Here is a 19,919-nt window from a genome sequence, read left to right as displayed (position 1 = left end):
AAACCATGGAAATCATAAATAAAGACGAGTTCAAGATAAACAAAGAAGCTATTCTGAGGGGGATATTAAATGGCGCTACATTTATTCACCCTACTGACACGATCTATGGGATCGGCTGCAATGCAAGGCATTTTGGAGCTGTAAAAAAAGTGAGGGAAGCGAAGCAGCGCTATACAAGGCCTTTTTCAATTATTGCTCCTTCAATAGAATGGATCAAGGAAAACTGTGAAGTATCAAAAGAAGCGGAGAAATGGCTGAAAAAGCTTCCAGGACCTTATACATTGATTCTAAAACTCAAAAGAAAGGATGCGATTTCTCCGAATGTGAATTCTGATTTAGATACACTGGGCATAAGAATCCCTAATCACTGGTTCAGCGAGGTTGCTGCTGAGCTGAATGTTCCGATTGTGACGACATCTGCCAATGTAATTGGCAAGGATTTCATGACATCTGTTGAAAATCTTGATCCTGAAATAAAGGTTAAGATTGATTTCATACTATACGAAGGAGAGAAAAAAGGCAAGCCTTCAACGATAATTGACCTGACTGAAAAGGAAAAGGTAATAAAAAGATAGGAAGTTTTTTAAATTACGTTCTGTTATTCTGCATTATGGAAAAGAAAACTGATAAAAAACTAAAGATACTTGCTGCCGGGGACATTCATGGAGATATGAGCCTTGCTGAGAAGCTGGCTGAGCAGGCAAAACGGGAAAATGTTGATCTTGTTATTCTCTGCGGTGATTTAACAATGGGAGAGAGGTCAACAACAAACTTAATCGGCCCATTTAAAAAAAGAAATGAGAAAGTTTTGCTTATTCCCGGAAATCATGAGACTGTTGCAACTGCGGATTTTCTTGCTGAAGTTTATGGAGTTAAAAATATACACGGCTATTCTGTGAAATACGGCAATGTGGGGATCTTTGGAGCAGGCGGCGCAAATATCGGATTGTTTCAGATGGATGAAAAAGAGATTTATGATTTGCTGAAGAAGGGGTTTGACAAAATAAAGGATTTAAGTAAAAAAATAATGGTCACGCATGTGCATCCTTCAGGAACAAAGATGGAGAAGTTCACGCAATTCTGCCCAGGAAGCCCCGGAATAAAGAGGGCAATAGAAAAGTTTCATCCTGACATACTGCTTTGCTCCCATGTTCATGAGGCAGAGGGCATAGAAGAGATGGTTGGCAAGACGAAAGTGATCAATGTCGGGAAGAAAGGGAAGATTATTGAGATTTAAATTATTTCTGCTTTATCTGTCAAGAACCACCCATCAGAGATTGGTGGAATGTTGCTGCTATTCACCGCATCAGGTGGTTAATCGGAAATGTTCACATTTCCAATTTGCTCAAAAATGCAAGCATTTTTGACACTTGATCATGCTCAAAAATTTTCCATATGCAAAAAAAGTTGGCTTTAAGCCACCAGTTAAAAACTGGTGGAAAATTTTTGACATTTTAACTTGTCAGCATCTTCAAGGAATTTCCAGAATTGCGTCCAGCTTTTACCAACACATTCCTTATGCGCGATTCTGATTTCCCTTCCATTTAATTTTTGAAGCATTGCATAAGCCTGAACAACCCTGTGATCTTTTGAATTTACTTTTTCACCTAATTCGCTATTTTTAAGCACATTTTCCATCATCTCGATACGGTTGCTTTCATGTGTGAAAAGGCTAGGCCACTGTCTAGCCCCTTCTTCTTTTTCAATAAATCCAAATGTGCGTGCGAAACAATAGTCTTCTGCTTGTTCTGCAACAAAATCGGCTTTTCCATTTCTTAACAGCTTAAGAAAAGCAGTTGCCTGCTTGAGGATTGTTTCATCATAGCGAGGCTCCCAGCATTTTCCCTTGCTTCTTCGCTCCTTCCAATGCAAAACAGCTTCGTAAGTTACCTTTAGTTTGTAAGGCGGGTTCTCAATTTTTTCATTATTTCCGAGCAAGGCAGAGGCGCTAGCCCATTGCGAGGTTTTGTTATCCAATTGTAAAAGTTTTTCAAGCGAATAGTTTGCAATTTCAGAATCATTGCAGATTTCTCTACCTATGAGGGTTCCTTCCAATATAAAGTCCTTGTTCAAGCCTTTTTTCCAAGAAGCAAATTTAAGGAATCTATAAAGCGTTGCTGATTCACCAACATAAATGGTTTTGTGAGAATGCCAGTTAATTGATGCTTTATGAAGCGCTTTCAAATCACCACCTACATCACTAAGATTTTGCTCAAGAAACCTGACTGTGCTGTCATAGCCGTTCATCAGGTCAAGGATGCCCATCCTTATAATCCATGACTTGTCCAGAGGCATGTAGATTTTTTTGAACAAATAATTCATTGTATAAATTACTATTTTCAGGTAGTATAAAAATGTTTCTAAAGTCACTGATAAATATAAGATAACATTTAATCACTGCCAACGGCCATAAATGCCGGGAAGATAATTGAGATTTGAAAAAGAGCTGATTCGGCTATTTAGGCTTTCTTTGTTTTATAGTTACCGAGTTTTTTCTTTAATTCATTGTATTCTTTCATATAAAGCTCTATCGTGGGCTTTAAATCATGGTTTTTTTCATATGCCTGCAAAGATGCATAGTATTCTGCCCTGTTCCTGAAATCTAAAGCTCTATCGTGGGCTTTAAATCATGGTTTTTTTCATATGCCTGCAAAGATGCATAGTATTCTGCCCTGTTCCTGAAATCTATGTTTATCGGGGGCAGATTATGCTTGATGAGTATATTATTCAGCAAGATTCTTCCCACCCGCCCATTTCCATCCCTGAACGGATGAATATTCTCAAATTGGTTATGTACAACTGCCCCGAGAATCAATCCAGGATACCTGTTTTTGTTCTTTTCATACCATTCTGCCAATCCGCGCAGAAGATGATTTATTCTCGACTGAGGCGCTCCTTCGTGGACAACATTTCCCCCGCTGCCCATGACAACCACTTCTTCGCCTCTTTTTCTTAGTTTTCCTGCAAATGGCTTGGAATTTTTAAATACAATTTTATGCATCTTTTTTATGAGCTCTAATGAGATGCGCTCTTTTGTGTTTCGAATATATGAAATTGCTTCATCCACTCCGAATGCTTCTGCAATATCCTCTTTTGACTTATCGGGCCATTTGTCTTTTTCCAGCAGCTCTTTCACTTCCTCCTGGTTTAATCTGCTTCCTTCTATTGCGTTGGTATTGTATGTGAATATTTTTGAGAATTCTTTCCAGTCTCTTTCTGATAAGTGGCTTATCTTTAATGGTATTTGAGCTTCAAGCTTTCTTATTGAATTTATCTCTTCTTCTGAAAGCTCTACCTGAAGCGGATCTTTTATGATTTGGTATCTGTGTATTTCTTCCAGAATAAGCTTTTCAGCTATTTTTTTCCTTTCATCCAGCAAATCTATATCCTGCCCCAGATATTTTCTGAATTTATGAACCTTGGAGCCTTCCCTGTAAGAATGCGCCAAGAAATACTTTATCCGCTTTCCTGCCTTTCTTTTCTCAACGTGCATGGCATAATATAGGTGACTACATATTTAAATCTTTTGGTATTAGGTGACTACATTCAGGCTGTTTTGTAGTCACCTGACTATTACTTTTTTTATATATTTAATCTAAAATATGGAAAGATTTATAAATAAGTATAAAATAAGTAATATATGATAATTTACAACCCCTCTGATGAAGCAATGATCGCTGGAAGAATGGAAGAAGCGCAAAAAATCCTAAACAGCATTCCATTGAAATACTGCTTTATCAGCGGCTCTTTTTTGTTTAAAGAAAAGTACGGGGATATAGACTTATTCGTAATCAGCAGGGCAAAAAAAGAGATTAAACCTGTTAACAAAAAAATAAATGTAATAAGGATTGATTTTAACGATCTTTACTCGCTGTTTTACCATTCTGTTTCAAAAAGCTGCATTGCAAAGAACATACTGCCGAAAAAGCCATTAAAGGCAACTATTGCAGATTATTGGAATGTCGTGAATGAGGCAGTTCCCACTATATTGAATGAGAAGAACAAATACCATAAAAACATACGATTTCTTGTGCTTTATACAGAATACTTCAAAAACAACCAGATTCTGGATGGCTATGAGCTAATGAAGAAAATTGAAAAATTCAGAAATTTCAGGGAAATTTTAAATTACATATCTGAAGAAGCCCCTTTGATCATAGACAAATACTTAACGAAAGGCTACATTAAAAGGTATTTCTATACGCAGGCGGGCTATTATAAAGATTCTTTGGATTATGAAAGCCAAAAATATTTATATGAGCTTTCGCACAATGTTGTAAAGGGTGCTGCGTGATGGTTGAGCCAAAGGAATTCAAGAATATGATCAGAAGCATAATCTCTCAGGAATACCGGCTGGAATTTCTTGGGAATAATTTTGATCAGATAACTATGCTTATTTCAGACTCTAAAGCACAGGGAATATATAACTGGATAAAGAGTGTCATTGAAAGGAAAATACAGCCAATAACAATTGGCTCAAAGAAGAAGTATAAAGACTGGGCAATCGGCGAACTTATGACATTCAGATATGCATTTAATCTTGAGGGCATTGAATACAGGATATTATTTGTGAAAGTCAAGAATTCATTCTACATTGAGTTTCATTTAGGAGATCATAAATATTATGATAAAGTCAGAAAGAGCCTTGAGATGACGAAGAAAAGCTATTGATGAATTACTTGATGTTTATGCCGGGGAGAAAGGGAAGATAATTAAGATTCGATGAAATCTGATGAGAGTTATGATGCAGGGGCACACAGTCCAATCAAGCTTGGAGAGCCATCAAGGATAATTGTCAAGGGGCACACTCACAAATATTTATATATTTCATATTATATCTACTTTTATATGAATCCTAACACTATGAATTATGGTGGATTTAATTTAAGAAACCCTGAAGAAATAAAACTAACACCAAAGTGCGGTTATACAACAGACCATTTAAGGAATGTTGGCATACAAAATTCTTTAGTTACTAATATGAGGGGAAGAATTATTGGGAGTTGTTTAAATATTGAACGTAGACTTGACGGTTTTATTTCGGATGCAATGGTTAATAAAAATAAAAAATGTATATTCAAAGAGCTTATTCTTGAGAAAGAATTTTTTACATTGATGAATAAATGGAAACTTTTTAGGGAATTGATTAAACATCTTGATATCAATAATCTTGCAGAGGATGAAAGAAAAGAACTTTTAACTTTAATTAAGGAAATCATAGAAACAAGGGATCGTTTTGCTCATGGGAAAGTGATATTTTCTGCACCATTAAAATTATGTGATTCTCCTCTTCCAAAATTGTGTTTTTTATTAGGTGGAGAAAAAAAAGAGGTTATATTGGATAAAAAGTATTTTTCAGATTATGAAAAAAAGGTTATAAAAACCTTAGACCTATTTGATAAATTCACTAATTTTAAATATTTACATGAAGATTAAACATGTATGAACTCTAAAGTTAAGTTTTCTAGTTAACTTCTTTATCAAAATTAGGAATAAATTTACCAGACCTTACATTTTCAATTCTTTCTTTTATCTTTTTTATACCTAATTTATTAATGACGGCTTCATATGAATTTTCGATGTAAGGGTTAGTCTGAAATCCTTTTTCTTTCAAAATATAAATTGCTGCAAAGGTATCTAATGCAAATCTCTTAAACAACCTCTGTTTTTTGTAAATGAAAATATTCTCCTTGGAAGTAAAATTCATAGTCTCATATTTTAATAGTACATCATGAGAAAACCTTGCTAAACTGACAAGATTTTCTCCTTTTTGGTAATCCTCAGTAAAAGGATTAATATCATATTCTGTATCTTTAAGATCAGCTATTATTGATCCAATTTTTCGAACAACGCAACCATAACAATGCCCACAATTTCTTCCCGTTCCTAAAGAAATACATGAATGTGTAAACTGGAATTGATTTTTTATTGGTGAATTTATAAAAACTTCTGCTTTTGTTAGATTTTCAAATGGAGTGATAATATGAACTTTTCTTCTTAAAAATAATTCAATAATATTTTTAGTCCTTTTTAACACATATGGGTGAGTAGTCATGGTTACACTATCAAAAGGTGAGAATTTTGGTTGATACATCGTTGGACCACATTCAGTTACAAGTAGATTATCTGCTTTGAGTAAACTCATGTAGATTGCACCATACATACAATAAAGAAAACCCCTTAATTGAGAGTATCCATATCTTTTCATGGGGGGTGCATAAAGAGTGTGGATTGGAATTTTTAATTTTTCTAATGCATTTTTGTAGAGGGTAGAGACAATATTCACTCCCCTAGGTTGATCTCCATGTGCTACGAATAGTCCTTCAATATCTTTATATTCTTTTTTACAAGTAACAATTCCTGAAAAGCTATCAATACCCCCGGAGAATAGACAAACATTATTGCATTTGTTAAATTCTAAATCCTTGTCTCTTTTATATTTAGAATATTCTTGATTAACTTCAAAAATAACCTCGACATCATACATCAGCACATAATTTAACAAATCCATTATCTCATTTTTGAGAGCTGTTAAATTGCATAATTCGGCAGTCTCTTCAGAAATAGATATTTTAACCTGATTAACTTTTTCTTTCATCCTGAAAACAGTTTCGATATTAAAAATTATTGATGCAAGTATAAAAATATCTCTTTCCATCCAAAGATATTTATCATTTAAGAAACGCATCTTTGAATTCGGAGAAATCGTGTAGACAATATCCTTAATTTTTTTGTTCATTATACTCTTTCCATGTATTACTTAAACTCTGTTTTATTAGCTTCTCAATTTCTTTCTCATTTAAATTCTTACCTTCTCTTTTTCTTTTAGCCCATAGTTCAATAAATATATTGGAAGCAATCCAAGAAAATTCTCTAAATCCTTGTTCAGTAGCATTTTGTTTTTCCAGTTCCATAGCATAAAACTTGAGACTTGCATCTTCTGAACGTGTCAATCCATTTAGGTTCTTAAATATCACATCTGCCCAAAACTCTTTTTCATATTGGAGGGGGTCTACGCTCATTTTTTACCCCTTCTAATAACCTTAGTGGCAGAATCAATAAATATCCTGTCTATTTCTGAGGATGTCTTTAAGTCATGCTCTTTTTTTATTTTTGCCCATTCTTTTGAAACTTCTTCTTTTCTATCTTGGTATGGTGCTGTTTCTTTAAGTTTATTCTCGCTAATGAAATCTAGGAGTTTAGTTGCTTGAGAAAGATTACTAATCGCACTGTCGCTTGAGGATAATAAATCGACAGCTGTTGATACTATCTTTTTTGGGTTTTCAGAATCAATAGCATTAAAAAATGCTTTTTTATTAGGTTTAATCGTATCAGATTTACCTACAACCCTATCAACGCTAGCTGATTTTCTTCCTCCCATTAATCTTTTACCTCTATTCTATCATCCGTAGAATATATTTCATTCACAAATAATTCTTCACCTTTATGCACTATAAAGAAATTGTGAATCAAAACACCAATCATGATAATCACAATGAATAAAAGAACTATATTAAATTCTATAGTTATGTTAAACAACGAAAACGTAAGTTCATTTGTATAAATTGAGATTATACCAAAAGAATACAATATTACACAAAGCCAAATTGAAAAGATGTATCTAAAAGTGTAATCAGTTTCTAACTGTTGCCTAATTCCGTGAAGTTTCCTGAACTGATTTAATAGTTTAATATTCTCACCTTTAATTGATGGGTTTTCCAATAATTGGATCATTGATTTAGTTTGTTGAAGAAAGCTATACCGATTAGAACTTTGCATTGAATTATATGATTTCCTGATGAGAGGGTTTGTAACGCTTTTTTTTAAATTGAATTCTTTTCTAAAAGTTTCTTCGAGTTCCATTATTTCTTTTCTAGGTTTTCTTATCTGGTCGCCCCAAGCTAATAAAGCAATAAATATTCCAAAAGCGCTTCCAAGCAATAAGTTGGTAAAATCTAATGTCATTTGTAAGCTCCTTACCCCCCATGTAGTTGAATGTGAGTATTTAAATATAAATTTTTGTATTATTTGTTCCGATTTCATAAAATAAGACATCAAGGGTGTAGCACAATCAGGAGTGTGCCCCGAGTAATAATTAACTTTAACAACCATTAAGCTAATTATATCCCATCTACCCCTTCATCACTGCCAGAGGCACCAATCTGACAACCATATTCCCGATCCCAAGCGCATGAGAAACTCTGACAACTTCATCAATGTCCTTGTACATCTGCGGAGCTTCTTCTGCGATCCCTTTCCATGAAGTTGCCTTGACTTCTATGCCTTTCCTTTCAAGATCATGCGCAACCTGCTCTCCCCTTAATGTCCTCAACCCTTCGCTCCTTGATGCCACTCTTCCTGCGCCGTGGGCTGTTGATCCCCAGGAAATCTCTTCTGCTTTTTTCGTTCCAACCAAAAGATAAGATGCAGTTCCCATGCTGCCCGGAATAATAACAGGCTGCCCAATGCTTCTATAAACATCTGGAATTTCCTCTCTTCCGGGGCCAAATGATCTTGTTGCGCCTTTTCTGTGAACGCAGACTAATTTCTGCTTTCCATCAACATTGTGCCTTTCAAATTTAGCCAAGTTATGGCAGACATCATAAACTTGCTTCATTCCATCAGAGCTGCCCATTACTTTACTGAAAACATCCCTTGTCCAATGCTCTATCATCTGCCTGTTGGCAAAAGCGTAATTTATTGCGCAGCACATTGCTTTATAGTACCTCTGGCCTGTTTCTGAATTAATAGGGGCATTAACCAGTTCCCTGTCCGGCAGATCTTTTATGCCGTGCTTTTCTTCCATTTCTTTAATATAATCAGAAGCAACCTGATGGCCTAATCCTCTGGATCCGCAGTGTATCATCACAGCTATCTGGCCTTTTTCAGTTATTCCAAAATCTTTTGCAGTTTCTATGTCGTAGATTTGATCAACCTTCTGTATTTCCAGAAAATGATTACCGCTTCCCAATGTTCCCAACTGCGGCATTCCCCTTTCTAAAGCTCTTTGAGAAACTGTGCCTGGCTCAGCATCTTTCATAATTCCGTTTTCTTCTGTTCTTTCCAGATCTTCTTTTGTCCCATAGCCATTTTCTAATGCCCATTTTGCTCCTTTTTTAAGAATCTCAATTAAAATATCTTTGCTCAGCTTTGTAATTCCTGCTTTCCCAACTCCTGCAGGGACTTCTTTGAAGATCTCATTAAGCAGCTCTTTTCTTTTTGCAGCAATGTCTTTTTCAGACCAGTCTGTGCTCAATAATCTGACGCCGCAATTTATATCATACCCTACTCCGCCTGGGCTTATAATTCCTTCATCCATGTCAAACGCAGCAACACCACCGATTGGAAATCCATATCCTTGATGAGCATCCGGCATTGTGTATGATGCTCTCTGGATCCCTTTCAATGCTGCAACATTCTCTGCTTGTTTCAGGGTTAAATCCTGCTTTATCTTCTCAATAAGCTTCTCGGAAGCGTATATTATCGCAGGAACTTTCATGTTGCCTGTTTTCGGTATCTCCCAAGTAAGCTCATTTATTTTTTTTAGTTCCATAAAGAAAGGGTAAATTTAATCAGTTTAAATAGTTTGCTACGATTATATGTCAACCACAACCTGCACAGTAAATTTATCTTTTTCCTGTTTTATTTCCATTTCCTGGTATGTAACTGCTTTCACATCACCATGTGTTTCATAGTTTTCTGCCTTGTCAAAAGAGGCTGCTGCAGTTAATTTATTTGCATTGATCTTTATCTTTTCAACGCTGCTTAACAGCAAAAATTCCGTGTCCATTAAAAACAAGAATTCTTCCAGAAAATTATAAAGAAGCTGCTTTTGGTCTATTCCTTCAACACTTATCTCTTTTTTTATTTTTGGCTTTATTTTTTTAACATCAGTCATTACTGAGAACATAGCCAAAGCTGCATTCGAGAATGCCTCTTCCAGGGTTTTGCCGTATGCCTGGAATTTAGCATCTGCCGTGTGCTCAAAAAACTTGTATTTTTCCATTAAGAGAGAGAAAAAATCCGACTATAAAAAGCTTAGTATTTTTTCAGCAAGTCTGCTATTGCAGCTCCTGTTGCGCAGGGCAATGAAACTGCAACTACGAGCTTTATTACTTCCATGTATGTTATAAGATAAACCTGAAAATTATAAATATAAACGAGATAGAGTGAAACCAAGACTGTTATTATGTAGAATGTTGCGAATCTTTTCAGCCAGAATTCCCAGAAAGGCCTTCTTTCCCTATTTTTTATCCTTTGGTAGCCGATGAAATATATCTCAAATGTAAGGATCAGAAAAGTCGAAAGCAGAATAAGGATTATGTGAATCTTGTCCAATGTAATGCTGAGATCGATCAATGCCTTGCTGAATATGAGTGCAAACCCAAAAAATAAAGAGCCGAAAAACGACCTCACAATATCCTTTGCCGAGAAATACTCCGGCTCTTCTGGCTCAATAGTCATAAACAATTACCTCGGGAGTTTCTTCATCGTCTTTTTTTTCTTTGATTTCAGCTGAAGATGAATCTGTTAATGACGTATTTTCACTGCCGAACATTGCCCCAAAAGCGCTTGCAGGCTGCGAAGAATCCAAGCTCGGAGAGGGAGAATCAAATATATTCCGGTTTGTAAATGTGCTGTGATCCCCGAGAAGGTGCTGCAGCACCATTATGACTCTTTTTATGTCTTCATGAGAATCCTCTTTTGTGTTTATGGTGATTATCATATTTGGCTCTTTATTTTTATAATTTAAATAGTTTTTGCTTTATTGCAGAAATTCAACACTCATCTCAGTCTGATCCCATGTGGGATATTCTTCGACAATTGCAAAACACAGGCCTTTTTTAGTTTTTGATATTTTATTGATTATTTTTATTGAAGTCAGGATCCTTAATTTCTGCCTGTCAACGGCGATTAAGCTGTTTTTTATTTTAAAGCCGTTTTTTAGATTATTTTTTATTGCATTTAATTTTTTTATAAGCTCATTTTTTATTTTTTTATTTTTTAAAATATTTCCCAGCCTTTTTCTATAGCTGAATCCGGGCTTTAAATTTGATAAATAAACAGCGCCCCTGGCCAGCATGCCTTCTTTACCGATAATATCGTAATCTTTTGCAGTATTTTTTGCCCTTCTCTTTATCCGGTTTGCCAATTGGACTTTGTCCTTTAATGCTGCGGTGCAGTAATGGACATTCAGCTTTGGATGTTTTTTATTGATATGTCTTAATAATTCAAAAGCCAGCTCTTCGCTTCCTTTTATGCCGTATGAAACTTCATCTTTGCACCTGAAGCCCATTTTCAATAATTTATTCGCATTTGTGTCTGATATTTCCAATTCGTTTAGATTCAGAAAATTGATTTTATCCGCAAAATAATCAATCAGCTCAATGATTTTCTTTTTTTGGCCCGGAATAACAGGGATTTCAACTCCGATTTGCCATTTGAATTTTTTAACAATGTCAATCTTAGCCCAATTCTTCTTATTGAAAATATCAGGATGGAGCCTTAGCTCATCCAATCCAGCATCATGAAATTTTTTTAATTTTTCATAATTCAATAATTCAGGAAGCGTGTAAAGGTGGATGTGAAATTTTTTCCCAAAGGCTTTTTTCAATAATCTGATGTATTTTATGCTTCTGTTTAAAACCATGAACGGGTCGCCTCCTGTCAGAGAAGCTCCTTTTGCGCCTATTGATTGTGCTTCGGATATTATGTCCTTGTCTTTTTCGATCTTCCATTCATCTGCATAAACAACATCCTTGTTCTTTTTTTGCTCGGACAATGGGCAGTAAAAGCAGCTTCTGGGGCATAGACCGGTTGCAAATAAAACTAATTTAGATCCATCTACACAAAGCCTGCATCCTTTTGCCAGATTCCCTGTTTTCCACGAATAAAAGCTTGTTTTTTGGATCATCATTTATAGAATTTACCGCCCTGTCTTGCCTTCACATCTATATAATCTGCAAAAAGAAGCACTTTGTTGAGAAGCTCTTGTGGAACTATTATCGCGCCCTTTCCAGCGCCAATTACTTTATCGCCATCTATAATTCCCCTGTACTTTTTGCCTTTTACACTATAGCCATGAAGGAATCTTTGAAGCTTGTTTTTCTTTATTTGATCTGTATTTGCTGTATCAAATATCACCAAATGATGGCTTTTCAAGCCCAGGATATCCTTGCTTATGACTATTGATTTTTTAGCAAACAATGTTCTGCCCTCTTCTGCTATTGTAAGCATTAAGCTGGCATCCTCTTCGCTTAGTTTTTTATATTGAAAAACCGTATGAATGGAGATTCGTTTTGATTGGTTTATTTGTATGATTTTTTTTAAAATCCGCTCTTCAAGAGCAGTGTTTTTTTCTGTGTCATCTAAAAAAATCATTATATCCAAATCGGAGTGCCTTTCAGAATAATCGCCGCGGGCAAATGAGCCAAAGAGCACAATGGCGTTTATCTTTTCCATTTTAACCAGTTCCTTTTTTATGTCATTAAGAATTTCTTCAGATTGTTTTTTTACTGTTTCTAGATTGCTTACCCTCTTCAGCTTTTTTTCAGCATAATTCATTCAAGTTCCCTCTTGCAGGCATCTGCAAACTCTCTTATAAGGACGAATTTATTTCCGTTTTCTCCCTTATACGCCACCTTTCTTCTATAATCATAATTTATCAAAATTTCATATTTTAATGCTATGGCGGCAGGATCTTTAAATTGTCTGCTGTACTTCTTTATTATGTCAAGGCGCTCTTTGTGGTTTGTTATAGAATAAATAGAGAGTCCTGATTTTTTCAGGATATGCTCTATGGCTTCTACTCCGGAATAAAAGTAGTTTTGGGCAGCTACCTTTCTAAGCTCTTTCTTTTCTTGCTCATTTATAGCAAGGTTCATTTCCTCTTCAACTTGTTTTGCTATCTCGTAATATTTTTTAGATGCTAAGCTCATATGCTCACCTGTAACCAATAATTATCAATTTATTATTTTATTGATTACTGGTAATTATAAGATCTATATAAATGTTTCGATTTTTTGGTTATTGGTAACTAAAATTATAAAAATTTTAATTTTATTTATTACAGATAATCAATCTTTCTATTCTTTGGATCATAATGGGCCCAGGGAGACTTGCACTCCCGATCTCCGCTTAGTGAGAGCGACGTCATAGCTGCTAGACCATGAGCCCAAAGGTTTATTTTTATCTAATCATTCAGCAACAACACTACTGGTGGGTCGACGGTCAAAATTTCTAATGAAATTTTGCCCTACTCGGCACCCCGTAAGGGACAACCCCCACCTCGCCGACCACCAGTGTTGTTGCACAGCATACATTCGGTTGCTGCACTGTTACACTTATTCAAATATCCTCTTGTAGTTTAAATAAATGCTGTTCGCTGTTTCTTCGATATCAAAGCCCTTGATCCCGGCGATCTTCTTTATTGTTTCGACCACAAAAGCGGGCTCATTCATCTTGTCCGGATAAGGCGAGAGATAAGGGGCGTCAGTCTCTGTCAATAGCTGGTTAATGTTGACCATTTCTGTCAATAATTGGAAATGCTGCAATCTTACAATAACAGGGGGAATGGAGAAGCTCCAGCCGTTGTCAGCGGCCCTTTTAATCAGCTTTTTGTTGCCTGAGAAGCAGTGCATTATAATGTGCTTTATTTTAGAGCTTTCCAGCATTTCAATGGCTTCAAGCTCTGCTTTTCTTGAGTGGACAATTATCGGCTTTTTTATTTTTTCAACTGCTGCAATTATTTTCCGGAAAACCTTTTTCTGCTCTTCATCCCTTCCCCGAACCCAGTGGAAATCAAGGCCGCATTCGCCGACTGCAATGCATTTGCCCTTGTTCCTTTCAATCCATTCAAGCTCTTCGTCAACATTTAGCGGCCCAATATCCCTGACAAATGTTTTCGGGTCTGCCTCGATCTCTTTGTCTAAAGCATCTATCGGATACAGGCCGAAAGAGCATTTTACAATATCCGGGTATTTTTGTGCTATTTCCAATATCAATCTGTTGGTTTTTTTGTTTATGCCTGATGTGATTATTGCCTTGACTCCTGCTTTTCTGGAGTTCTCTATAACATTGTCCAGATTGTTTCCAAACTTATGGTGGTCAAGATGCGCATGCACGTCAACTAATATCATAAAAGGATGAAAAAGAAGTTTTGTTTTTATATTTTGTTGTTTGCTTTTGGTTTTGATGTGAAAATCAATGCAGCAATGAATATTACGAAAAATACTGCAATTATACCGACCATTGCAATTGTCGATGCATTTGAGGCAAACCCCTGCGGATTGCCGAGAAATGCCCTTCCTATGTTGGATCTTGCATAATTAAATAAGAAGGAAGAAACTAGGATAATGGCAAGCAAAATAACTGCGATCATAAGATAGTCTCTTTTTTGCATAATATAATATTGATAAACAAGTATTTAAAATTTATGTTATTGTTGAATCAATTTTTAAAAATTACAATAAGCTTTAAATCTGAGTTATTTATTCTATTGTCAATATGGCAAGAGCAGATCCTAAAAATATTGTAGATGAAGCAAAAAGACAAATTACAGGTACAAAAACACCATCAAGAAAAAGGTTAATTTACACTATTATAGTTATAGTGATATTTTGGTTGTTCAGTATTATCGCCGCTTTTTATGTAGGAATGGCTTTAACAAATGTACATAAAAAAGTCGATGTTGATGTATATATTGATCCTTATTTGAATGTAATTGGTGAAAAATCTTACATCCCTTTAATTGTGGAGAATACTGGCGATACAAGAATCACTAATGGAGTTGTTAGCATTTCTACATGTTACATGAACGATAGTGGTGGTAAAAAATATTATGAATTTTATGAAACCCCGCCGATCCAAAAAGAATCGAAATTTGAAGTTAAATTTGCTAATAAACAGACTATCGAATCATTTAAAAAAAAGAATTGTTCAGCAGATATAAATATTATTGAAAAAGGTCTTGAATTCTTGATAAATTTTTATTCAAATGAAACTCAAGAATTTATGGGGCCTGTTTGTGGGATATGCTATTATGATGTCATCTTTGAATCAGATCAGATTAATAAAAAGTTCATTAATTCTTCTTTTCCTTCACCAATAGATCTTCAAATTACAATTAAGCGCATTTTAAATCACTCAAAAAAATAAAATCATATAATTACCAATTTTTAATCTACAACCACAGTCTCCAGTTTTTCCAGATTGCAGAAATCTGTTGAGAAGTTATACGCTCCAGCATTAAGAAATATCATTTTGTCTCCGATCTTCGGGTTTTTCAGGAAAACCTTGTACCTGAAAATATCCAATGAGCAGGGAGTGTAGCCCTTTATAGTGTATGCTTCCCCGCTTTCTAATTCGCCCTTTACAAGCAGCTTGATCGGAACAATGATTGTGTCCATTGCGCTGTTATAAACAGAGCAGTTTACAATGACCGTATTGCCGACAATGTTTATTATCTCAGTTTCCAAAGTTACAGGGTATGATGCAAGAAACCTTCCCGGCTCAATAAGGGTTTTTATGCTGTAAGAGCTTAGCCATTCCTTGACTTCAGCAATCTTATTAAATACATATTCAATGCTTTTATCGCTTACATTCCTGTAATTTCCCGGAATTCCTCCTCCGATGCACACGATATCAAGCAATTTCAAGGTTTCTTCATTTAATGCTTCGCTCAACTCATACTTCAAAGACCATTCGCTTACATTCTGGGTTTTTCTGTGGACATGAACTCCGAGATTTTCTATATTTTTATTGTTTTTTAACTCGATGATTTTTTCATTTATTATTTTTGATTCCATGCCGAAAACAAAGTATTTGCCTGTATGGATTGTATTCTCTTTAAGTTTCATTCTAAGCAATAAGAGGATTTTTTTATTGCTTTTTTTTATATAATGCAGTAGAGTATTTAAATCAACTAAATTATCAACCACAAATTTATTGATTCCTAAATCAAAAAGCCTGTTTAATTGCTCTTCATTCAAGCCCTGAGCTAAAAATATAACCCTGCTTCTGTCTTTCAGGAAAGGCAGGTCATTCTCAAAATGAATGCTGAACAGGCAGCCTGTTTCTTCTTCCAGCACTTTTCCTACTTCTTCATTTGTTTTGAAGCTGTAGGAAATATCTGCATCAAGGGCTTTTAATTTATTGTGCTGCTCGATTACTTTTGACCTGCTTAATACAAATCTTGCCTTATTCATGTTTTATAAAGCCCCAGAGGGGTCTCCGAACGAAGTGAGGATACCCTCCTCAGTTAAAGTTTCCAATGCTGCAATCATTGCCAACGGAAAGTTTATGCTGACATCTCCAATAACAGTTACAGCATCAGAATCGTCTTTGATCTTTCCCCAGCTTTTTGCTTCCCTTGTTGTTGCTCCGCTCATGCTGCCAGAGCTTTCTCTTGCAGTTGTCATGTATAATGCATATTCTGCACCGCCGTTCAATAAAACAGACAAAATTGCATGATGCTTTGAAATTCCTCCGCCCAGGCAGATGAGGCCTTTCTTTTCATCATGGGTTGTGCTCAATAGTATGTTTTTGAAGTCTTCCACAACATCAACTATAAAGTCTTTATGCTTCTGCTGGAATAAGTATAAATGAAAGCCAAATGCGCCGTCTGTTATTGCAGGGCAGAATATCGGCGCATTGTTTTTTGCAGCCTGACAGAGTATTGAATTCTCATCATTCAACAGCAAGCCAATTTCTCTTAAAAGCTCTGATACAGCATACCTTGGCTTCTTTTTGTAAAGCTGATCCAAAATCGGCATTATTGCATCTTCAAATTTACAGTAGCTTTCATTTGAAACAAGCAGATTGCCCACCCTGTTCATTCCTTTTTCATGCAGCTCAACATCATCAGAGTCAAAAGTGCTGATAAGGAATTTCTCACCCAATGCTTTCATAATATCTTCTTCAACGCTGCCGACTGTGGTTACTATAATGTCTGCCATTTTTAATTTGATTAACTGAGCAAAGAATCCCCTTAACCCGGATGTAACCATGTTTGATGTGAAAGTGAAGAATATCTTTGCGCTATCCTTCTTCATCTTAACTATAAGATCTGAAGCTTTGCCTAATTCAATGCTCTGAAACCCCACTTTCCCTATTTTATCCACAAAATCTTTTGCTGTTAATCCTTTTTTCCAGATAAGATCCTTTATAGACTCCATATTGGCCTCCAAATTAAGATGTTTAATGAACTAAAATAATGAAAATATAACTAAGAAAAGGACTATGATCCGGATTTCCTTACTGTATCGAACAATGCCATGCAGTATGGGAAAATAGAGTTATTTATAAAATTAACTGAAAAAAAGGTTTATATATGTGTAATGCTTTACTTTCTTAATGAGAGTTGCTTTAATTAATCCGAGATCAGAAGGAACTAAGGTAAACAGTTGGGTAAAAAAGATTGGGACTTTTTACAGAGCCACTTTCCCAGTGTTGGCTTCATATACTCCTAAAGATGTCGATTTAGCAATATATGAAGAAAATGTTGAAGAGGTAGATTTCAGAAGACCTGTTGATTTAGTTGGAATTACTGTTTTAACTTCCGCTTTTAAGAGAGCAAAAGAAATATCAGCTAAATATAGAAGCAAAGGTATAAAAGTCGTATGGGGAGGCATCCATCCTTCAGTCTTGCCTGAAGAATCAAAATTATATGCTAATTCGATAGTAAGGGGTCAAGGTGAAATTGCATGGAAAGAATTATTAGAGGATTTTAAAAGAAGTGAACTAAAATCAGAATATATTGGAAATGCCCCTTCAGAACGAGTTCTTCCAAAAAGAACTGTACTGGGCAATAAATCCTTGTTTGTTTTTGAAAGTGTTGAAACATCTAGAGGTTGCCCAAATAGGTGCAATTATTGCTCTGTTCCTATTATCAATGATGGAAAGTTTCAAAGATTTTCCATTGATTCGGTGATTGAAGATATTATGTCAACAAAAGGAAATTATCTGTTCTTTGTTGATGATAATTTGATAGGTGACATTAATTATGCGAAAAAGTTGTTTGAAAGAATGACTGGATTGGGAAAAAAGTGGTTAAGTCAATCACCCATCTACATCGCTGATAATGACAAATTATTAGAGTTGGCTTCCAAGTCTGGTTGTATTGGGTTATATGTTGGAGTAGAGTCTGTATCTGAAGAGAGCTTAAAGGAAGCCAATAAAAAGGGGAATAGGATTAAAAAATACAGGGAACAAATAAAAAAAATTCATGATTATGGAATTGCAATCGAATCAGGATTTATTTTTGGGTTTGATAATGATAAGAAAACAATTTTTGAAGAAACTTTAGAGTTTATTAATGATGCAGAAATTGATTCTCCTAACTTTCACATACTTACGCCTTATCCCGGAACAAACCTTTACGAAAGAATGAAGCAACAAAATAGGCTTCTGACAAATGACTGGTCATTATATAATACTGGAAGTGTTGTTTTTAAACCAACCAGCATGTCACCTGATGAATTACAAAATGGTTATGACTGGGCAAATAAACAAGCTTATTCTTGGCACAGAATCATGAAAAGAACAGTAGGTTCAAATCATCCATTATGGACTTTTTTAGTTAATACGTGGGTAAAAGGGGGCTTAAAATAAATAAGTAAACGATGAAATCTTTGATGCAAGTCAAGTTTAGTGATGGAGAGGATTCGAGGCGCAATTCCGAAAGTTTTATATAGCATCCTGAAATCTTAGGCATTGGTGATATTTATGACAATGGTCGGATTTAATTTTACAAAAATAGATGTTGAGAGAAGGCAGCCTGCAGTAGGGCAGATAAACATATCAAACAACGTAAACATAAGCAATATTGAAGAAACAGACCTGGCATTTGGCAAGGCTGATGAAAAAGGCCTGAAATTCTCGTTTAAGTTTGAATCAAAGTTTGATCCTGACATAGGAAAGATAGAGCTGAGCGGGGAGATCATCTATATTGATGAAGATAAAAAGCTGAAGGAAATCATCAAGGAATGGAAGAAGAGCAAGAATGTTTCCAAGGAGATCATGGCAGAAGTGCTGAACAGCATCTTGTTGAGATGCAACATTGAAGCTTTGATCCTGAGCAAGGAGATCAACCTGCCTCCGCCAATACCGCTTCCAAAGGTTTCTGAGCAGGCAGAGCAGAAGAAATAGGGTTCTTTAAAGCGATCAGGAATTAAAATGCAGCTACTAAACAGCATAATCAACCCTAAACCTTTTTTACTTCTTTTTCAGAAGCTTCTCCATATCTCTTAAATCAAAGCAATAAACTTTTCTTCCATTGAATTCCGAAGTCTTCTTGCTGAATGATTTTGCAAACACGGCAAAGCTCTCTTTTCTATTCTCTTTATTCCAAGCTACAAAACCTGTTTTTTCTTCGAGTTCTTTTAAAACTTCCAGAGAATTTACTTTTTCTTTCCATTTGCATTCGGCAAATAATACTTCTTTCTTTGCCTCATTTAATGCAACAAGGTCTATTTCATAGGCTCCAGCCTCTGATTTTCCCCACTGATTTCCTATACGGCTAAAATCTATTTCAGACAGAACCTTTTTCTCTTTAATCAAGGATATCACTAACTTTTCAAATTTTCTTCCAACAAAAGCATTAAATTCATTATTAAAATACCTTAAAATTTCATCAAATCTTTCCTGCTCTGCATAAGATCTGTTTTTATCATAAAAATAAAACCAAAATGACAGGAAATTATCAATTATTTCATACTTCCCTATTCTGGACTTTGCGGGATTTTCAGTTATAGGCGTCATCTTTTTTACCATGTTAAATTCTCTTCGGAGTATGTCTAGATATTTTATCGACTCATTTGTTTTATTATTAAATAAGCTCGAGATCTCATTTAATTTTGTTTTTCCCTCTGATATCGCAACCAGAACAGTATTGTATGTTCTCGAATCTTTCCCAAACTATA

The 19,919-nt window shown here is 35.3% G+C and carries 26 protein-coding genes; 8 read left to right on the top strand and 18 right to left on the bottom strand.

What is annotated here, in order from left to right; genetic code table 11:
* Positions 1 to 5 precede the first annotated feature (5 nt).
* A complete protein-coding gene (locus tag HYU07_04475) occupies positions 6 to 575 on the top strand; it encodes a threonylcarbamoyl-AMP synthase (GenBank protein MBI2129470.1) in 570 nt (189 codons plus the stop codon).
* 35 nt (positions 576 to 610) lie between these two features.
* Entirely contained in the window at positions 611 to 1,237 is a 627-nt protein-coding gene (locus HYU07_04470; protein MBI2129469.1) for a metallophosphoesterase, read from the top strand.
* 188 nt (positions 1,238 to 1,425) lie between these two features.
* Here the strand turns inward: HYU07_04470 and HYU07_04465 are convergent, their stop codons facing one another.
* Both HYU07_04465 and HYU07_04460 read right to left on the bottom strand, forming a co-directional pair.
* Positions 1,426 to 2,322 carry a hypothetical protein gene (locus HYU07_04465; protein MBI2129468.1) on the bottom strand — a complete coding sequence of 299 codons (897 nt, stop codon included), beginning with the start codon at positions 2,320 to 2,322 and terminating at the stop codon, positions 1,426 to 1,428.
* Between the two features lie 280 nt (positions 2,323 to 2,602).
* Positions 2,603 to 3,493 carry a Fic family protein gene (locus tag HYU07_04460; protein MBI2129467.1) on the bottom strand — a complete coding sequence of 297 codons (891 nt, stop codon included), beginning with the start codon at positions 3,491 to 3,493 and terminating at the stop codon, positions 2,603 to 2,605.
* 147 nt (positions 3,494 to 3,640) lie between these two features.
* Between HYU07_04460 and HYU07_04455 the strand changes: the two genes are divergently transcribed.
* The 3 genes from HYU07_04455 to HYU07_04445 are packed head-to-tail and all read left to right on the top strand — an operon-like array spanning position 3,641 to position 5,436.
* Positions 3,641 to 4,294 carry a hypothetical protein gene (locus HYU07_04455; protein MBI2129466.1) on the top strand — a complete coding sequence of 218 codons (654 nt, stop codon included), beginning with the start codon at positions 3,641 to 3,643 and terminating at the stop codon, positions 4,292 to 4,294.
* Positions 4,294 to 4,671, top strand: coding sequence for a hypothetical protein (locus HYU07_04450; GenBank protein MBI2129465.1), 378 nt, complete (start codon positions 4,294 to 4,296; stop codon positions 4,669 to 4,671). Before HYU07_04455 ends, HYU07_04450 begins: the two co-directional genes overlap by 1 nt.
* A gap of 51 nt (positions 4,672 to 4,722) precedes the next feature.
* Entirely contained in the window at positions 4,723 to 5,436 is a 714-nt protein-coding gene (locus HYU07_04445) for a hypothetical protein (GenBank protein ID MBI2129464.1), read from the top strand.
* Between the two features lie 28 nt (positions 5,437 to 5,464).
* Here HYU07_04445 and HYU07_04440 read toward each other — a convergent pair whose 3' ends face one another.
* The 13 genes from HYU07_04440 to HYU07_04380 form a co-directional block, all read right to left on the bottom strand.
* Positions 5,465 to 6,739, bottom strand: coding sequence for a 7-cyano-7-deazaguanine synthase (locus tag HYU07_04440; protein ID MBI2129463.1), 1,275 nt, complete (start codon positions 6,737 to 6,739; stop codon positions 5,465 to 5,467).
* Positions 6,723 to 7,022 carry a hypothetical protein gene (locus HYU07_04435; GenBank protein MBI2129462.1) on the bottom strand — a complete coding sequence of 100 codons (300 nt, stop codon included), beginning with the start codon at positions 7,020 to 7,022 and terminating at the stop codon, positions 6,723 to 6,725. The genes HYU07_04440 and HYU07_04435 overlap by 17 nt, the downstream gene beginning before the upstream one ends.
* The gene (locus HYU07_04430; protein MBI2129461.1) at positions 7,019 to 7,381 is read right to left on the bottom strand and encodes a hypothetical protein; all 363 of its coding nucleotides are present in this window, start codon (positions 7,379 to 7,381) and stop codon (positions 7,019 to 7,021) included. The genes HYU07_04435 and HYU07_04430 overlap by 4 nt, the downstream gene beginning before the upstream one ends.
* The gene (locus HYU07_04425) at positions 7,381 to 7,965 is read right to left on the bottom strand and encodes a hypothetical protein (GenBank protein ID MBI2129460.1); all 585 of its coding nucleotides are present in this window, start codon (positions 7,963 to 7,965) and stop codon (positions 7,381 to 7,383) included. The genes HYU07_04430 and HYU07_04425 overlap by 1 nt, the downstream gene beginning before the upstream one ends.
* Positions 7,966 to 8,131: 166 nt before the next feature.
* Positions 8,132 to 9,553 (bottom strand): RtcB family protein, encoded by a 1,422-nt coding sequence (locus tag HYU07_04420; protein ID MBI2129459.1) that lies wholly within the window; start codon positions 9,551 to 9,553, stop codon positions 8,132 to 8,134.
* A 42-nt stretch (positions 9,554 to 9,595) separates the two neighbouring features.
* Entirely contained in the window at positions 9,596 to 10,006 is a 411-nt protein-coding gene (locus tag HYU07_04415; protein MBI2129458.1) for an archease, read from the bottom strand.
* A 32-nt stretch (positions 10,007 to 10,038) separates the two neighbouring features.
* Positions 10,039 to 10,464, bottom strand: coding sequence for a DUF2391 family protein (locus HYU07_04410; GenBank protein MBI2129457.1), 426 nt, complete (start codon positions 10,462 to 10,464; stop codon positions 10,039 to 10,041).
* Complete coding sequence (locus HYU07_04405; GenBank protein MBI2129456.1) at positions 10,454 to 10,726, bottom strand: hypothetical protein; 273 nt, start codon at positions 10,724 to 10,726, stop codon at positions 10,454 to 10,456. Before HYU07_04405 ends, HYU07_04410 begins: the two co-directional genes overlap by 11 nt.
* Positions 10,727 to 10,765: 39 nt before the next feature.
* Positions 10,766 to 11,917 carry a radical SAM protein gene (locus HYU07_04400; protein ID MBI2129455.1) on the bottom strand — a complete coding sequence of 384 codons (1,152 nt, stop codon included), beginning with the start codon at positions 11,915 to 11,917 and terminating at the stop codon, positions 10,766 to 10,768.
* A complete protein-coding gene (locus HYU07_04395; protein ID MBI2129454.1) occupies positions 11,914 to 12,564 on the bottom strand; it encodes a nucleotidyltransferase domain-containing protein in 651 nt (216 codons plus the stop codon). Before HYU07_04395 ends, HYU07_04400 begins: the two co-directional genes overlap by 4 nt.
* Positions 12,561 to 12,938, bottom strand: coding sequence for a hypothetical protein (locus tag HYU07_04390; protein ID MBI2129453.1), 378 nt, complete (start codon positions 12,936 to 12,938; stop codon positions 12,561 to 12,563). The genes HYU07_04395 and HYU07_04390 overlap by 4 nt, the downstream gene beginning before the upstream one ends.
* A gap of 405 nt (positions 12,939 to 13,343) precedes the next feature.
* The gene (locus tag HYU07_04385; GenBank protein ID MBI2129452.1) at positions 13,344 to 14,138 is read right to left on the bottom strand and encodes a TatD family hydrolase; all 795 of its coding nucleotides are present in this window, start codon (positions 14,136 to 14,138) and stop codon (positions 13,344 to 13,346) included.
* 26 nt (positions 14,139 to 14,164) lie between these two features.
* The gene (locus tag HYU07_04380; GenBank protein ID MBI2129451.1) at positions 14,165 to 14,401 is read right to left on the bottom strand and encodes a hypothetical protein; all 237 of its coding nucleotides are present in this window, start codon (positions 14,399 to 14,401) and stop codon (positions 14,165 to 14,167) included.
* A gap of 104 nt (positions 14,402 to 14,505) precedes the next feature.
* Here HYU07_04380 and HYU07_04375 point away from each other — a divergent pair, with 104 nt between their 5' ends.
* Positions 14,506 to 15,156, top strand: a complete 651-nt coding sequence (locus HYU07_04375) for a hypothetical protein (GenBank protein ID MBI2129450.1) — start codon at positions 14,506 to 14,508, stop codon at positions 15,154 to 15,156.
* Positions 15,157 to 15,176: 20 nt separating this feature from the next.
* Here the strand turns inward: HYU07_04375 and HYU07_04370 are convergent, their stop codons facing one another.
* Positions 15,177 to 16,205, bottom strand: a complete 1,029-nt coding sequence (locus HYU07_04370) for a decarboxylase (GenBank protein MBI2129449.1) — start codon at positions 16,203 to 16,205, stop codon at positions 15,177 to 15,179.
* A gap of 3 nt (positions 16,206 to 16,208) precedes the next feature.
* Positions 16,209 to 17,174 (bottom strand): deoxyhypusine synthase family protein, encoded by a 966-nt coding sequence (locus HYU07_04365; protein ID MBI2129448.1) that lies wholly within the window; start codon positions 17,172 to 17,174, stop codon positions 16,209 to 16,211.
* A gap of 178 nt (positions 17,175 to 17,352) precedes the next feature.
* Between HYU07_04365 and HYU07_04360 the strand changes: the two genes are divergently transcribed.
* Together HYU07_04360 and HYU07_04355 are read left to right on the top strand one after the other, a co-directional pair.
* A complete protein-coding gene (locus HYU07_04360; GenBank protein ID MBI2129447.1) occupies positions 17,353 to 18,609 on the top strand; it encodes a B12-binding domain-containing radical SAM protein in 1,257 nt (418 codons plus the stop codon).
* A 114-nt stretch (positions 18,610 to 18,723) separates the two neighbouring features.
* A complete protein-coding gene (locus HYU07_04355) occupies positions 18,724 to 19,146 on the top strand; it encodes a hypothetical protein (protein ID MBI2129446.1) in 423 nt (140 codons plus the stop codon).
* A gap of 66 nt (positions 19,147 to 19,212) precedes the next feature.
* Here the strand turns inward: HYU07_04355 and HYU07_04350 are convergent, their stop codons facing one another.
* Positions 19,213 to 19,770: a DUF234 domain-containing protein gene (locus tag HYU07_04350; GenBank protein MBI2129445.1), complete on the bottom strand. Its 558-nt coding sequence runs from the start codon at positions 19,768 to 19,770 to the stop codon at positions 19,213 to 19,215.
* Positions 19,771 to 19,919 lie beyond the last annotated feature (149 nt).

Source organism: Candidatus Woesearchaeota archaeon, from assembly GCA_016180285.1.
Lineage (GTDB): Archaea > Nanobdellota > Nanobdellia > Woesearchaeales > JACPBO01 > JACPBO01.
Note: the sequence above shows the minus strand (reverse complement) of the source record. Positions and strands in the feature narration are given on the sequence as shown.